Source organism: Stutzerimonas stutzeri (assembly GCF_024448955.1).
GTDB classification, from domain to species: domain Bacteria; phylum Pseudomonadota; class Gammaproteobacteria; order Pseudomonadales; family Pseudomonadaceae; genus Stutzerimonas; species Stutzerimonas stutzeri_AQ.
The window spans coordinates 179119-194183 of sequence record NZ_JAMOIH010000004.1 but is presented as its reverse complement, the minus strand read 5'-3'; the positions used below and the strand labels follow the sequence as shown (position 1 = coordinate 194183).

Annotated in this window: 13 protein-coding genes; 5 read left to right on the top strand and 8 right to left on the bottom strand. The window is 61.5% G+C overall.

Annotated features, from left to right (window positions below; all coding sequences use genetic code 11):
* Nucleotides 1–188: 188 nt before the first annotated feature.
* Entirely contained in the window at nucleotides 189–1241 is a 1053-nt protein-coding gene (locus tag NA645_RS05930) for a serine hydrolase (RefSeq protein ID WP_423836567.1), read from the bottom strand.
* Nucleotides 1242–1270: 29 nt separating this feature from the next.
* Nucleotides 1271–2308, bottom strand: a complete 1038-nt coding sequence (locus tag NA645_RS05925) for a serine hydrolase (protein WP_256047983.1) — start codon at nucleotides 2306–2308, stop codon at nucleotides 1271–1273.
* 282 nt (nucleotides 2309–2590) lie between these two features.
* On the opposite strand from NA645_RS05925, the gene NA645_RS05920 reads away from it, so the two are divergent.
* From NA645_RS05920 to NA645_RS05910, 3 genes are all read left to right on the top strand, one after another.
* Nucleotides 2591–3859, top strand: coding sequence for an acyltransferase family protein (locus NA645_RS05920; RefSeq protein ID WP_256047982.1), 1269 nt, complete (start codon nucleotides 2591–2593; stop codon nucleotides 3857–3859).
* 38 nt (nucleotides 3860–3897) lie between these two features.
* Complete coding sequence (locus NA645_RS05915; RefSeq protein ID WP_256047981.1) at nucleotides 3898–4665, top strand: DUF72 domain-containing protein; 768 nt, start codon at nucleotides 3898–3900, stop codon at nucleotides 4663–4665.
* A 336-nt stretch (nucleotides 4666–5001) separates the two neighbouring features.
* Nucleotides 5002–5748, top strand: a complete 747-nt coding sequence (locus tag NA645_RS05910; protein ID WP_423836566.1) for a dienelactone hydrolase family protein — start codon at nucleotides 5002–5004, stop codon at nucleotides 5746–5748.
* Nucleotides 5749–5772: 24 nt separating this feature from the next.
* Here NA645_RS05910 and NA645_RS05905 read toward each other — a convergent pair whose 3' ends face one another.
* Nucleotides 5773–6369 carry a hypothetical protein gene (locus NA645_RS05905; RefSeq protein WP_256047979.1) on the bottom strand — a complete coding sequence of 199 codons (597 nt, stop codon included), beginning with the start codon at nucleotides 6367–6369 and terminating at the stop codon, nucleotides 5773–5775.
* Between the two features lie 50 nt (nucleotides 6370–6419).
* Nucleotides 6420–7283, bottom strand: coding sequence for an SDR family oxidoreductase (locus NA645_RS05900; protein ID WP_256047978.1), 864 nt, complete (start codon nucleotides 7281–7283; stop codon nucleotides 6420–6422).
* A 305-nt stretch (nucleotides 7284–7588) separates the two neighbouring features.
* Here NA645_RS05900 and NA645_RS05895 point away from each other — a divergent pair, with 305 nt between their 5' ends.
* Both NA645_RS05895 and NA645_RS05890 read left to right on the top strand, forming a co-directional pair.
* A complete protein-coding gene (locus NA645_RS05895) occupies nucleotides 7589–8026 on the top strand; it encodes a hypothetical protein (RefSeq protein WP_256047977.1) in 438 nt (145 codons plus the stop codon).
* A 475-nt stretch (nucleotides 8027–8501) separates the two neighbouring features.
* A complete protein-coding gene (locus NA645_RS05890; RefSeq protein ID WP_256047976.1) occupies nucleotides 8502–9692 on the top strand; it encodes a sugar transporter in 1191 nt (396 codons plus the stop codon).
* Between the two features lie 47 nt (nucleotides 9693–9739).
* Here NA645_RS05890 and NA645_RS05885 read toward each other — a convergent pair whose 3' ends face one another.
* The 4 genes from NA645_RS05885 to NA645_RS05870 all read right to left on the bottom strand — a co-directional run bounded on the left by NA645_RS05885 (nucleotide 9740) and on the right by NA645_RS05870 (nucleotide 14926).
* Entirely contained in the window at nucleotides 9740–11053 is a 1314-nt protein-coding gene (locus tag NA645_RS05885; protein WP_256047975.1) for a methyl-accepting chemotaxis protein, read from the bottom strand.
* Nucleotides 11054–11332: 279 nt separating this feature from the next.
* A complete protein-coding gene (locus NA645_RS05880; RefSeq protein WP_256047974.1) occupies nucleotides 11333–11746 on the bottom strand; it encodes a septal ring lytic transglycosylase RlpA family protein in 414 nt (137 codons plus the stop codon).
* A gap of 224 nt (nucleotides 11747–11970) precedes the next feature.
* Nucleotides 11971–13971 carry a peptidase U32 family protein gene (locus NA645_RS05875; RefSeq protein ID WP_256047973.1) on the bottom strand — a complete coding sequence of 667 codons (2001 nt, stop codon included), beginning with the start codon at nucleotides 13969–13971 and terminating at the stop codon, nucleotides 11971–11973.
* Between the two features lie 184 nt (nucleotides 13972–14155).
* The gene (locus NA645_RS05870; protein ID WP_256047972.1) at nucleotides 14156–14926 is read right to left on the bottom strand and encodes an ion transporter; all 771 of its coding nucleotides are present in this window, start codon (nucleotides 14924–14926) and stop codon (nucleotides 14156–14158) included.
* Between the last annotated feature and the right edge of the window lie 139 nt (nucleotides 14927–15065).

Genomic DNA, 15065 nt, shown 5'->3' with positions numbered 1-15065 from the left:
TCGCTCTGCATTCACTGAGAGGTCTACTCTCGGAGCCGTAGGGCCGAACGTGTTCGCCTTCGCAACTGCGGCCGAATGAATTCGGCCCTACGGACTGAGCGGCCTGTGCTTTTGACTTCGTGGGAGGCCCGCCCTCGGGGCGAAGCTTTTGAGTTTGAGCCGCACGGGCGCGGCGGAACCATCGAACGTCACTCGGGTTTGTTTAGCAGCACTCGGGTGATGGCTTCGCCCACGCGTTCGAAGGCCGCTCCGGCTTCCTTGGCTTCGTCCAAGGCCTCGGCGCAGGCCACGATGATGACGGTCTTCGCCTGCTTTTCTGCCAGGGGTTCGATCACGCCTACGTGACAGGCGCGTTCCAGTTGCGTGCCGGTTTTCTGGATGAAGGGCACATCGCTGGGCAGGCCGGCTTCGAGGCGGTAGGCGTCATACCGATCCAGCTTCATGTCCTTGAACAGCAGATCCCGGCTGGACTCGGAAAGCAGATCGCCTTCGACCAGCTTCTCCAGCAGCGTACCGTAGGCTTCCAGTGTGCTGGAATTCAGGTTACGCGCGTAATAGCGCTTGTAAGCCTGCTCCATGCTGTCGGCCTTCAGCTCGCTTTTGGGAAGCGACAGGGCGTTGGCGACCGCCTCGTAGCGCGGCTCGCTGAAGGGCGCCGATGCAAGCTTCACCAGTTCGATATTGTCCAACTCGTGCGCATCGGGATGCAGCTCGCCGTAGACGTCCCGCCGCACCTGGGTGAAGTCGGTGATGCGTTCAAAGCCCTTGCCACCCATGTTCTTGCGGGTGCGCTCGTTCAGCTCATCCTCTCCAATGAGCCGGATCAGCATGTTGGCGGCCGTGTTGTCGCTTTCGATGAGCATTTCATTCAGCAGCGCGCGCACTGAGTATTCGACGCCATTGTCCTGCCAGACCAGATCGCCGGAACCGTCAACCTTGTCGGTGGCTTCCAAACTCATCTGTTCGTCGAGGCTGTGCTCGCCTTCGTCGACGCTCTGCAGGACCGCGATGGCGATCGGCACCTTGACCGCCGAGCCCAGGTACCAGAAGCGGTCCGCCTGGTAATCGAGTGCCTCGCCGTCACCCAGATGTTTGATGTAAACGCCGAGATTGCCCGGGCTCTGTTCGTCGATCTGGCGGATGTCCTGCTCCAGCACGTTGCGCCAGGAATCCGAATAGGCCTGTTCCTTATATGCCCAGAGCGCCAGCCCGAGCCCTACCAAGGCCGGTAGGGCGAGCAATTTCCCTGTGCGCGCGAGCGGGACTGGTCTCATAGGCGAAGCACTCCAGAGGCGGTTATCGCTTCGCCCGCGCCGCGCAACGCGCGTTCGGCCTTGGCGGTGGATGCAGCACCGCGCACGCAGGCGATCACAACGATACGTCCGGCGGGGTCGGCTATGCGAAATGGCGGCGGTGCGATCACGCCGGCATCGCAGATGCGGGCGCGCTGAGTGCCGGTCTTGTGTGCATAGCCGACCGTCGGCGGCAATCCGGCCTTGATGCGCTGGGCTCCGGTGGCCACGCGATTCATCACGCTGAGCAGGTATTCGGTGCTGGCCTGGCTCAACGCCTTGCCTTCCACCACTGCGGACAAGAGATCGCCATAGGCTTGCAGCGTGCCCGAGTTGAAGGGCGTCGCGTAATAACGCTCATAGGCGTCGCGCAGCGGGATTTTGGTGAACGCGCTCTGCTGGACGCCCAGCAGGCTGGCCAGCAGCGAGAGGCGGCCGGCTTCGCTGCGCTGCGCTTTGAGCGAAAGGAAATCCCTGCCGGAGAGCAGGCGGGCAGAGGGGTGCAGTTCCCCGTAGATCAGCCTGCGCACATCCGCCAGGGTGGTGATCGGGCCGAGGCCTGCCGGCACCAGCTCGCGGGTCACGGCGTTTACTGCGTCGAGGCCGACCAGGCGAATAAGCATGTCGCTTGCGGTGTTATCGCTGTGGATCAGCATCTGATCCATCAGGTAACGGACACTGAGCGAGGTGCCCGGTGCGTGTCGTTTGGTCGGGCCGGCGCCGTCGACATAGTCCGACTCCAGCAGGCGCACGGTGCTGTCCAGGCTCAGGGTGTCCTGATCGATGCGCCGCATGACGGCAATGGCCACCGGGACCTTGACCGTGGACGCGAGGTACCAGGCTTCCTCGCCGTGGTAGGAGGCTGACACGCCGGTATCCAGATCCTTGAGGTAGATGCCCAGCTCGCCCGAGGTGCTCGCATCGACCTTGGCGATGTGTTCGAGGAAGTTTTCCGTCCAGCTGAAGCCGTCCTGCGCCACCGCCCGCAGTGGCGATGCAAGCAGGACCATTGCCATCAGCAGGGACGTTGCGATACCTGTTCGTAGCTGGGGCTTGGCTCGGAACAACACGGTTAGCGGACCTCTCTGCCGGTTATTGATCATGGTTGGACCTGCATCGCCCCGGCCCGTGCCCGACACATACGTGACGAAATATTGATACGGCTGACGATCCGTATGCCGCCGGTTTCGCCATCACGTCGGCGAGCGGCCCAATGCGAAGTGGATATCGAACGACTGCCTGCAACGTGCCGTCCTAGTTCGTACGGCACGTTGGCTGCCGCATGGAAGGAGCAATGCGTGGAGCAAGACAGCAAGGAAAAATTCATCGGGCTCGAGTGGCTGCGTTTTTCGCTCGGCATGTATCTGGTGTTCTTTCATACGATCCATGCGTATCCCGAGGAGCAGCGGCCTTGGTGGCTGTCGGATCTGACCGGGGTGGGCTTTTTCGCGACCAGCAGCTTTTTCGTCCTGTCGGGCTTCTTGCTGGCCCATGTCTATTGTCAGCAAGGACAACTGCGCGAACCGGGGCGCAGCTTTCTGAGCCGGCGCTTCGCCAATCTTTACCCGTTGCACCTGTTTTCATTGGGGTTGACGGCGGTGGTGTTGTTCATTATCGCCAAGCTCGGTATCCCGCCGGACGACGTCAAGGCGACCCTGCGTTTCGTGGTCTATGACACCAACGAGGATCTGGGCGAGGCGTCCAGAGAGACCCTTGAGCACTTCATGGGCAATGGCGAATTGCTGCTTAACTTCGTCCTGCAGTTGTTCATGCTGCAGGCGTGGAATCCGCTTTACCTGACCTTCAACCCACCCTTGTGGTCGATTTCCACGCTGTTCTTCTTCTATCTGACGTTCCCTTTGCTGGCGCCGCGGCTGATGCGGTTGCGGCACAAGGCACTTTGGCTCGTAGTCGTCGCGGTGATCTACCTGATCCCGCCGCTCTGGGTGATCCAGCAGCAGGAATACGGGATTCCCTATACCGGCATGCTGCACCGCATGCCCTTGCTGCGCCTGCCCGAATTCCTTGCCGGGATTCTGCTGTACGGGTTATTCCGCGAGATGCAGAGCCAGGGACGCGTGCCGAGGCTGGGCAGTCGTTTGGCGCTGGCAGGCTTCGTGCTGGCCTGCTTCATCGCCGCCATCTGGCTGCTGAAGGGGGAAAAGCTCTGGTACTTCCTGCTGCACAACGGGCTGCTGCTGCCCTCGCAGCTGACGCTGGTCTACCTCTTTGCGCTGATCGCTACGCCAGGCAGCGCCCGCGTGAATCGCTGGTCGCAACGTCTAGGGACGGCATCGCTGCCGCTGTTTGTGCTGCATGTACCGGCGTTCATCCTGTTTTCCCGATCAGAAAAGTTGTTGGGCGTCGCTTCGACCAGCTGCTTCGAAGCCTGGGCCGATTGCGCCGTCCGAGCCGGAGAACAGCAGCTGACACTATTGTTCTATCCGCTTTACTTGATCTTGACGGTCGTGCTCTGTGTCTGGGCGCAGGAGCATGCTGTAGTGCCGGCGCGCAAATGGCTGCTCAAGCGGCTGCCCGTCCAGTCGGGCACGCAATCGGCACGCTAGGCTCGATTACCGCCGGGAGGATCGAGCCGGCATGCGCGATGGTCATCTATAAGAGCCAACATCCGGCGGGACCCTCAGTGAAGGACTTCGACACCTCCATATTTCTCGGCACGGCGGGCTGGAGCCTGCCACGCGAGCAGTGGCCAGCTTTCCCGGACGAGGGCACGCACCTGCAGCGCTACGCCGGTCGTTTTCCTGCGGTGGAGATCAACAGCTCGTTCTACCGTCCCCATCGACCCGCGACCTACGCCAAATGGGCCGAAAGCGTGCCAGCGGCGTTTCGCTTCTGCGTGAAGCTGCCCAAGCAGATTACCCACGAACGGCGGCTGGTCGCCTGCGAAGAATTGCTCGAATGTTTTCTGCAGGAGTGCGGCCATCTGGGCGACAAGTTGGGCTGCCTGCTGGTGCAATTGCCGCCTTCGCTGGCTTATGACCTGGCAAGCGCCAGTGTCTTTTTCGCTGCATTGAGAGCCCGTCACGACGGCCCGGTGGCCATCGAGCCTCGCCATCGCAGCTGGCTCGATGCAGAGTCGCTGCTGCAGCAAGCGCAGATCGCCCGTGTCGTCGCCGATCCGGCACCCTTCGCCGAAGCAGCCGAGCCGGGCGGCTGGCCGGGGTTTCGCTATTACCGCCTACACGGTTCGCCGCGCATCTACCATTCTTCGTACGACGCTGATTGGCTTGGTGCGCTGGCCGAACGCCTGGCCGATCAGCCGAAGGGCGTTGCCTGTTGGTGCATCTTCGACAACACGGCCAGCGGGGCGGCGACGGCCAATGCGCTGGAGTTGCAGAGTCGTCTCTGTTGATCTTGATCCAGGCGGCGACGGTCACTGATAAAAACCGACACAAACAGAAACGGTTCCAAGTTAGGTGGCCTGCGCGACCAATGTCGTTCACTTAAGCTAGTTCGCCCCGAGGTCGGGCCTCCCACGAAAGCGGGTGCACATGGCTTCAGTGGGAGGCGCGACCTCGCTGCGAACAGGCCGTAGGCCTGTCCGAAAAACAGGAGCCTGAGGCGACAGCGCTTGAGCGCACAGCATTGCACCTGTGCGATGGTGTTTTTCCGCTACTGTTGAAACGTCGTCTCACTTCGCAGGTATGAATCCATGAAAAAGACGTGCATTGCCCTGGCGCTGGCTGGGATGGTCGGCGTTGCCGAAGCCGCTGTGGTGGTCAAACCCCATGCCTATGAAATCGACGGCGAAGCCTTCGAGGGCTTGCTGGTTTACGACGATGCGGTGACCACGCCACGACCCGGTTTGGTGATGGTGCCCAACTGGCTCGGGGTGACCGAGCGTTCGGCTGAGAAAGCCGCGCGCGCCGCAGGGGAGAAATACGTGGTGTTCATGGCGGATCTATACGGCAAGGCGGTACGGCCATCGAATCCGGATGAAGCCAAGGCGGCCGCTACCTCTGTACGCAGTGATCGTGCGTTGATGCGCAAGCGCGCCCAGGCTGCGGTCGATGCGTTCAGGTCACAGCAGGAGGTAGCGCTGGATACCAGCAAGATGGCAGCGATCGGTTTCTGCTTCGGTGGCGGCGCGGTGCTGGAACTGGCCCGCTCCGGTGCCGATCTGGACGCCTTCGTCTCTTTCCATGGCAACCTGGACACGCCTAACCCCGACGATGCCAAGCAGATCAAAGCGCCGGTGCTGGTGCTGCACGGCGCCGATGATCCGGCGGTGCCGAAGGAGCAGGTCGATGGCTTCGTCGCCGAGATGCAAGCCACCGATGCCGACTGGCAAATGGTCAGCTATGGCAACGCCGTGCATTCGTTCACTGATCCTTACGCCAAGGTGCCGGGCCGCAACGAGTACAACCCGTTGGTGGCGAAGCGAGCTTTCGAGGCCATGAACGACCTGCTCGATGAGGTGTTCACGGCGCAATGAGTGTGACGCACGTTCGGCGGCGCGTTACCGCGGAACGATCCGCACCCGCCCGGCCGTGTTGTCACGACGCGCGGCCTTTTCGTTTTCGGCACGGCCTGGAATCGAGCCATCGTCTGCGCCGCGATCCGGTGTGGCCATTCCATTCAGCTCGCGTTCGTCGACGCTGATGGATGTGGCGTCCGGGTAGCCGGTCGTCAGGGTTTCGGTGCTGGCCGTGACGGGCGTCGTGTCATCGTCGCCCCAGCCGGCACTGCGCTCGTCGATATCGATTGCGCCGTTTCGCTCCATCAGCTGCTCGACCATCGACACCTGGCCTTCATCTTCGACGGTGACGGTGACGACGGTGGAGCCGCGACGGGCCGCTTCTGGATAGCGTCCGGCATGTTCACTCGCGCCATCCCCAAAGACTTTGCGAAAAAAGCTGCCAACTTTTTCGGAGACAGTAGCGTCCTCGTCCGGCTCTTCCCCGATGACTTCGACCCGGCTGCTGTCGACAGTGGCGGGATTGAAGGAGGCGGATATCTGGATGTCGTCGCTAGGCACTCCCTTGCTCAGGAGCTCGGCTTTGACGTGCTCGGCTTCGGCGTAATGGTCAAAAGCGGCAATGAGAATCTGGGTCATGATTTCACCTCGGTTTCGTGCAGACCAGGCTGCGTTCGGTATGGCGAACCTCAGCCGTTCACCACCTTGCCGCCATTGATGTGAATGGTCTGTCCGCTGACATAGGACGAGTCCTCGCATGCCAGATAAACGTAAGCCGGGCCCAGCTCCGACGGCTGGCCGCAGCGGCCCATGGGCATCTGGCTGCCGAAATCTTCGAGCATCTCGGGGTCGTGCTTGCCGATGGTGGCCGGCTGCAGCGGCGTCCAGATCGGGCCGGGAGCGATCTGGTTGACGCGGATTTCGCGCTCGATCAACTGCTGCGACAGGGCTCGGGTAAAGCCGTCGATGGCGCCCTTCGTCGCGGTGTAGTCGACCAGCATCGGATTGCCGATGAAGGAATTAATCGAGGTCGTATTGATGATCGACGCGCCAGCTTTCAGATGGGACAGGGCGGCTCGGGTGAGATAGAAATAACCGTGAATGTTGGTGGCGAAGGTCTTCTCCCACTGCTCGTCGGTGATGTCCTCGAGCCGCGTCTGTACCTCTTGCCGCCCGGCGTTGTTCACCAGCACGTCCAGTCGGCCAAAGTCTTCGATTGTCTGCCTGACCGCCTCGTTGCAGTGGCGGCTGTCGCGGATATCACCGGGCAGGGTGATGCAGCGGTGCCCTTCGGCTTCCACCATGCGCTTGGCTGCTGCGGCGTCATCGTGTTCGTCGAGGTACATGATCGCCACGTCAGCCCCTTCGCGCGCGAAGTGCAGCGCTGCCGCGCGACCGATACCGCTGTCGCCGCCGCTGACCAGCGCCACCTTGCCGGCCAGCTTGCCGCTGCCTTTGTAATTGCCGCGGATGAACTCGGCGGGCGGCTGCATCTCGCTCTCCAAGCCGGGCTGGCGGTCCTGCTTCTGTGCGGGGATCTTCGGGTAAGCCATACCTTCTCCGGTGTGAGTGGGTTCTGTAGGTACGGCTGATGGAGGGCGGGAAAGTTTCGGCTGAATGCCGAGTGGTACGCGCATGGCCAGTGATCGAAAAAGGTTTCGTCTAGGACAAGTAGGGCGCGCTCCGCGCACCAGATGCACCGAAGCCCCGGCGATGCGCGAAGCGCACCCTACGAACCCCAGGTTGATGGCGCTTGGCTATGATCAGGCAGTGGCCTATAGTGCCGCCCGCCAAGGATGGCCGCCGGCCCCAGCGTAGGGCCGGTCCAGGTCGTCCACGCCACCTGCAAGGATCGAACATGAAAGCCAAGCAACTCCTGGCGCTGCCGCTGATGGCTGCGCTGCTGTCCGCCTGTACCGCCACCACCTCGCTGCGTTCCAGCGATCCGAGTCTCAGCGTCAAGATCAATGACGATGCACCGCTGGTGCTGAAGAACCCTGTCAGCAAAACCTACAAAACCACCAGCTTCGGCCAGTACCGCTTCCGCGCCACCCAGGAAGGCATGGAGCCCATGTACGGGCTGATCCCGCTCAAGTTCAACGGTGGCTATCTGGCCGCTGACATCCTCTTCTTCGCCCCCGCTGCGTTCTACAACTTGCGCGAGGTTTATCCCTTCTACGAGTTCGATGTGGCGCAGGGCGTCGTGCGCTACAAGAAGAACGAGAGCGACGAGTGGATCAGCTACAAGCCCACCGCCGCGGAAGCGGAGCGTGCGCAGGCGTACTTCGCCAAGTGATACGCGTATCACCCGGCCTCGAACGTTCAAGGCCGGACGAGCCTTTGGCGACGCTAGCGAGCCGCGGCTGCGGCCGCTCGTCGCAGATGGTTTTCGCGGCCTGACATCGGCACGGCGCGGGCGTAGAATCCGCGCCGCTCCGACTGTCCTGTTTCGCATCTCAATCGTTTCCGCTGCTGCCCGTACTTCTTCGAAGCTCGCGGGTCGGGTGCGTTGTGACGATAGAGCACGACCGTCGTCCCTGAATTCTCTCTCGTCACGCTGTGGTGTGCCTTTTCAAAAAGGCTATGTCTGTTGCCAATTGGTTTTGGGAAGGCTCCGAGCCTTGTAGGTGGGCTTTAGCCCACGCTGACCGCGTTGGTGGGCTGAAGCGGAACGTCGCCCGGCCCACACTGCGGGCCTTTGCGCCAACAGACATAGCTTTTCAAAAAGGCGCGCTGCGGTTGCCGATTGGCAGCATCAAGACATCGCCCACATGAACGAATCGCAACACCCCCACGCCGGAAGCTGGCTCAGTGTCGTCGCACTGGCGCTGGCCGCCTTCATCTTCAACACCACGGAGTTCGTCCCGGTCGCTCTGCTCAGCGACATCGGGGGTTCGTTCGACATGCCGCCGTCCCAGGTCGGTCTGATGCTGACCATCTACGCGTGGGTGGTGGCACTGATGTCGCTGCCGATGATGCTGCTGACGCGCAACGTCGAACGCCGCAGGCTGCTGATCGTCGTCTTCGCGGTGTTCATCGGCAGCCATCTGGTGTCCAGCGTGGCGTCGAGCTTCAGCATGCTGATGATCAGCCGTATTGGTATCGCGCTTTCGCACGCGGTGTTTTGGTCGATCACCGCATCGCTGGCCGTGCGCGTCGCGCCGCAAGGCAAGCAGGCCCAGGCGCTGGGTCTGTTGGCCACCGGCAGCGCACTGGCCATGGTGCTGGGCATTCCGCTTGGCCGTGTGGTGGGTGAAGCGCTGGGCTGGCGCACGACATTCCTCTCGATTGGCGTGATCGCGGCGCTGGTGGCGCTCTGCCTGGCGCGGACGCTGCCGCTGCTACCGAGCCAGAATTCCGGTTCGCTGCGCAGCCTGCCGGTGCTGTTCAAGCGCCCTGCGCTGGTCGCGGCCTACGTACTGACCGCGTTGGTGATCACTGCGCAATTCACGGCTTACACCTATATCGAACCCTTCGCGCAGACCATCGCCCACCTGAGCGGTGACATGACTACGGCATTGCTGCTGCTGTTCGGCGGCGCCGGCATTCTTGGTTCGTTCCTGTTCAGTCGCTACAGCGGCCGTTATCCGAGGGGCTTTCCGATCGCCGCGATCTCGGCCATGGCGACGTGTTTGCTGCTGTTACTGCCGGCTTCACGCGACAGTTCGCTGCTGGGCGCACTGGTGGTGGTCTGGGGGATCGCCGGGATGTGCTTTGGCCTGGCATTGCAGGCGAAGGTGCTGAATCTTGCGTCCGATGCGACCGACGTCGCCATGGCCATGTTCTCTGGCATCTATAACGTCGGCATCGGCGGCGGCGCGCTGCTCGGCAGCCTGGTTACCGTCCATCTGGGCCTAAGCAATGTGGGCATTGTCGGTGGGCTGCTGGCATCGAGTGGTGTCGTGCTGTGCTGCTTGGCGACCTATCGTTTCGCCAGGCCGTTAGAGAAGGCTGCGCTCTGATCGCATGAACGAGGCGGATGAAGCATCCGCCTCGTCACAGCTGAGTCTTACTTCAACTCTTTTGCGAAGCGGCCGACAGCGTTCACCACCTGCTTGGCGCCGTCCTGAATCTCGACGATCACCGCGCCGGCCTGATTGGCCAATGACAGGCCTTGGGCGGCCTGCTCTCGGCTGCTGGCCATTTCTCGTACGGCCTCATCTACCAATGACTGGTTCTTCTGCACCACGCTGACGATCTCTTCTGTGGCTGCGCTGGTGCGGCCTGCCAGCTGGCGAACCTCATCGGCGACCACCGCGAAACCGCGACCCTGCTCTCCGGCGCGTGCCGCTTCGATGGCTGCGTTCAGTGCCAGCAGATTGGTCTGGGCAGCGATACCGCTAATGGTCTGCACGATCGAGCTGATAAGCAGCGATTGCTGGCCCAGAGCCTCGATGCCCTGCGTGGCCGACTCCACTTGCTCGGCGATGCGCTGCATCGTCGCGACCGTGTCCTTGACCACCACGGCGCCGCGCTCGGCACTGGTATCGGTCTGCCGGGACACGTCATAGGCGATGCCGGCCGCCCCCCGAACATCCTCTTCGCGGGCAACCTGGTCGGTGATCACGCTGGCGAACTTGACCACCTTGCACAGCTTGCCCTCAGTGTCGTGTACCGGGTTGTAGCTCGCCTCGAGCCAGACGTCGCGGCCCTGGCTGTCGACCCGCTTGAAGCGGTCGGCAACGAACTCGCCGCGGTTGAGCGTCTGCCAGAAGGCCTTGTACTGCTGCGATCCGGCCTCGCTTGCAGTGCAGAACTGGCTGTGATGCTTGCCCACGACCTGCTTGAGCGAGTAACCCATCGCCTGCAAGAACTGGTCGTTGGCGGTGATCACGGTGCCGTCCAGATTGAACTGGATGACCGCGGTGGAGCGAAGAAGCGCGTTGATGAACGCCTCGTTCTCCTTCGCCACCTGCAACTCCTTGGTCACTTCACGGGCAATGCCGCGAATGTTCAGCAGGGTGCCGTTTTCGTTCTTGATCGGATACCAATCGACATGCAACCAGGCAAGGCTGCCGTCGGCGCGCAGGTAGCGATAGTCATCGCTGATGGGAGTCATTTTGGCTACCGCGGCGCGGAAGTTATGAAAGCACGGTAAATCTTTCACGTAAGTCGGCACGATGTCGGCCATTGCGCGCCCCTTCAGTTGCTCGAGGTTGTAACCGAGCGTGCGAGCGAACCTTTGGTTCAGAGCGGCAATACGAAAATCAGGGTCGAGGGTGATCGACGCCATCGTACTTTCCATCTGCTCATGGAGCTGACGCAGCAGCGCCAGCTCCGCCCTTTGTTCTTGGAGTTGTTTTTTTAAGTGGCCGTTGAACATGGAAGCACCATGGTGGATTGACGTGCATCTCTATCGGCACGCCATGGCGGTTCTTAACGCACACTGATGGCTTTAATTTTTTACTGCGATCTCTCGATCTTGGCTGAAACGAACGCTGACCAGGCACACAGGCGCCCATGCCGGAACGGCACTACCGTCACCGGATCGACCGTGACCCCAAGCGCTACAGCGCGCTGGCCGAAATGGCTGAAGCTGAACGGTACTCTGAGAAATCCCGAAATGCGATCAGGTGGGGCGTCTGGAGTCGCCCCGTCCGATTCAATCGACCCTTTCGAGGCGCACCCGGATGATGCCGGCCCGCGTGTTGCCGATGCGCTCGAAGGCTGCTTTCGACAAGTCGATGATCCGCCCACGTACGAAGGGGCCACGGTCATTGATACGCACGACCACGCTTTTGCCGTTGCGAGTATTGGTGACCCGAACGTTCGTGCCGAAGGGCAGGCTGCGATGGGCGGCGGTGAGCGCCCCCTGATTGAAACGCTCGCCGCTGGCGGTCAGCTTGCCGTGGTGCTGGCTTCCATAGTACGAGGCTTTTCCGGAGCCGATATGTTCGCCTACGGCGGATGGCGGAGAAGGACTCGTGGCAGGACCCCGGAGAGGGGACATCGAGCAGCCGACGAGTGCGGCGGCGAGTGACAGCGTGACGATCCAGCGAGCTGATCCTTGAAGCATGTTCGGTCCTTGTTTGCATATGAACGGCGTGCAAATCTCATTGCCGGTGCCGCCTGCGGAAGCTGAACAGCAGACAACAGTATTGCCCGAAGTTCAGACGTCGGTCCTACAGCGCGCGCCGAGGGGATCGCCCGGCGGCCGAACAAGCTCGGCCCTACAGAGCGTCCATCGTAGGGCCGAATTTATTCGGCCATTGAATACGTCATCGGGTGCGTTGGTCGCACTCAGGCGCGCGGCTTGCTGCGGATGGTCTTTATCAGGTCATCCGGCGTGATGTGCCCGACCACGCTGGCGGCGCTGCCCGGTTGCGGCAGGTTGAGGATGTTGCCCTTGATCTTGCCGATCACGTGCATCTCGCAAGGCTTGCAATCGAATTTCAGGGTCAGTACTTCATCGCCATGCACCAGCTGCATTGGCGCGACCTTGGTGCGCACGCCGGTCACGCCCTTGGCCTGTTTCGGACACAGGTTGAAGGAGAAGCGCAGGCAGTGCTTGGTGATCATCACAGGCACTTCGCCGGTTTCCTCATGGGCCTCGAAGGCCGCATCGATCAGCTCGACACCGTAACGCTGGTAGAAGGTGCGCGCCTTTTCGTTGTAGACGTTGGCGAGGAAGGTCAGATGCGACTCGGGGTAGACCGGCGGCGGTACGCTGACGGCCTTGCGGCTCCCCAGCGGGCGGATGGCTTCGCGGGCCTCGGTGAGCGCATCGATGGCTTCACGGCGTAGGGCTTTGAGCTGCGAATTCGGGATGAAGAACGCCTGCGGGGCGTCCACGTCGACTTCTTCGGCGTGGTAGATCGTCGTGCCCAGCTGACTCAGCAGGTCGGCGATCTGTCCGGGTACTTGCTCGGGCTTTTTCGCTTCGCCGAACGGGCCGGCCAGCGAGACGCTGGCATAAGCGCCTTCCTCGCTGGTGACGTGAAGCTCGAGCTCATCGGCACGCAGCTTGGCTAACCAACGCACACCGATGCGGCGCTCGGCGGAAGTCTTGAGCAGCGCGTTCTGCCAGTTATGGTCCAGGTTGCGATTCAGCGGATGGTTCGGACGCAGCTGACGCAGGGCAGCCGGCATCTCGTTGGGCTCGACTCGGTATTGCAAGAACTGCTGGCCGTCCTCTTCGAACTGCCCTAAAGGCTCGACGACGCTGGCGCGAAAGCCCACCACTTCGCGTTTGACCAGCACGTTCAGACCGTCGCCGTTTGACAGCGGCTCGCGTGTCTGCACCGTGAGATCGTGCTTGCCGACCTTGAGCACTTCGCCTACAGCGAGGCCGGTGAAGGTCGGCGAATCGAAGGCACCAATGTCAATTTTGCGATCTGTAACGAAGTAGTCAGTGCTGCCGCGGTGAAAGGTCTTGTCCGGGTCCGGCACGAAGAAGTGATCGGTACGGCCGCTGGAAGCGCGTGCCAGGTCAGTGCGGTCTTCAAGAATCTCATCCAGACGCTGGCGGTAGTAAGCGGTGATGTTTTTCACGTAGCTCACATCCTTGTAGCGACCCTCGATCTTGAATGAGCGTACGCCGGCATCGACCAGTGCGCGCAGGTTGGCGCTCTGGTTGTTGTCCTTCATAGACAGCAGATGCTTGTCGAACGCGACGACGCGGCCCTGATCATCCTTGAGTGTGTAGGGCAGGCGGCACGCCTGGGAGCAGTCGCCACGGTTGGCGCTGCGGCCGTTTTGCGCATGAGAAATGTTGCACTGTCCGGAAAACGCTACGCACAGGGCACCGTGAATGAAGAATTCGATGGCAGCCTCAGTGGCATCGCTGATCGCACGTATTTCCTGCAGATTCAGCTCGCGGGCCAGCACCAGCTGAGAGAAGCCGGCCTTGTCGAGAAACTTGGCGCGCTCCAGGGTACGGATGTCGGTTTGGGTGCTGGCGTGCAGCTCGATGGGTGGAATGTCCATTTCCATCACGCCCATGTCCTGAACGATCAGCGCATCTACACCGATTTCATACAGCTGCCAGATCAGCGCGCGCGCAGCTTCCAGTTCATCGTCATGAAGAATGGTGTTGATGGTGACGAAGACCCGCGCATGGAACAGGTGGGCGAAAGTCACCAGCTCGGCAATGTCCGCCACGCTGTTCTCAGCGTTGTGCCGCGCCCCGAAACTCGGCCCGCCGATATACACCGCATCGGCGCCATGCAGTATGGCTTCCTTGGCAATGGACACATCCCGCGCGGGGCTGAGGAGTTCGAGGTGATGCTGGGGTAGGGACATGAGCGCGGACCGGTAAATCGAAAGTCGCGCATTGTAATGGTTGGCGGCTGGTTTGGGATTGGCCGCTGGGCGTTTTCGGCAGGTCGACGCGGGAGATCGGTGCGTATTGCGGAGTGTGCCGTTGCTCAGGATCGACGGTAGCCTGCACGGGCAGGCTGAAAGATGCTGCCGGTACCACTGACAATTACTCCCGTGGCGGCTGTCCCCGTTCCTCCAGTTGCCCTCGTAAAGCCTGGACTTCGGTGGTCAATTTTTCTACCTGCTCGAGCAGGTTGTGCAGCACCGCTCGGTCCGCTTCCTGCTGTTCGATGTTTTCATCATGCTTGTCGGCGATAAACAGCGAGCCGATATAGGCGGCGAAGCTGCCGAACAGGCCAACCCCGGACACCATCAGCAGCACCGCCACGATACGGCCTTGGGTCGTGACCGGATAGTAGTCGCCATAACCGACGGTCGTGACGGTCACGAAGGCCCACCAGAGCGCTTCTTCCGGCGTATTGATGGCGCTTTGCGGGTTAGGCGCCTCGACCAGCAACATCGTGATGGCGCCAAATGCCACGAGTAGCAACGTGGCCGTAGCGGCGGACACGACGATGCTTTCTGCACGGTTGCGAAACAGCAGGCGCCAGATCATTTGGGTCGACTTGATCGCACGCAGCGCACGCAACACCTGCACGGCGCGCACCATCTTGAACGCTTGCAGTCCGCCCGCCGGTACGCTGGCCAGGAGGTCGATCCAGCCCCAGCGCATGAAGCGCCATTTATCCTCGGCGAGTTGCAGACGTCTAGCAAAGTCGATGAAAAAGAACAGGCAGACAATGTTGTCTATGTAACTGAGCAACTCAGATACGTCGGGCGGTAGGTCGAACAGGATGTCGGCGATCAATGCGCCCAACACGTAAATCGAGAGCACGAGAATGAGCAGTTGGAAGGGCGATACGGCACGCTGGGTCATGACGGTCACAGAATAGACGTGAGATGGCCGGCAGCATAAGTCAGAGACCGCCACGTTACACAGCGCATCTGCTTCGTTGAAAGAAGGTCATGAACGCAGGCGCGTCGGGACTCGCGGTTTAGGGACGAGGCTAAAGGCG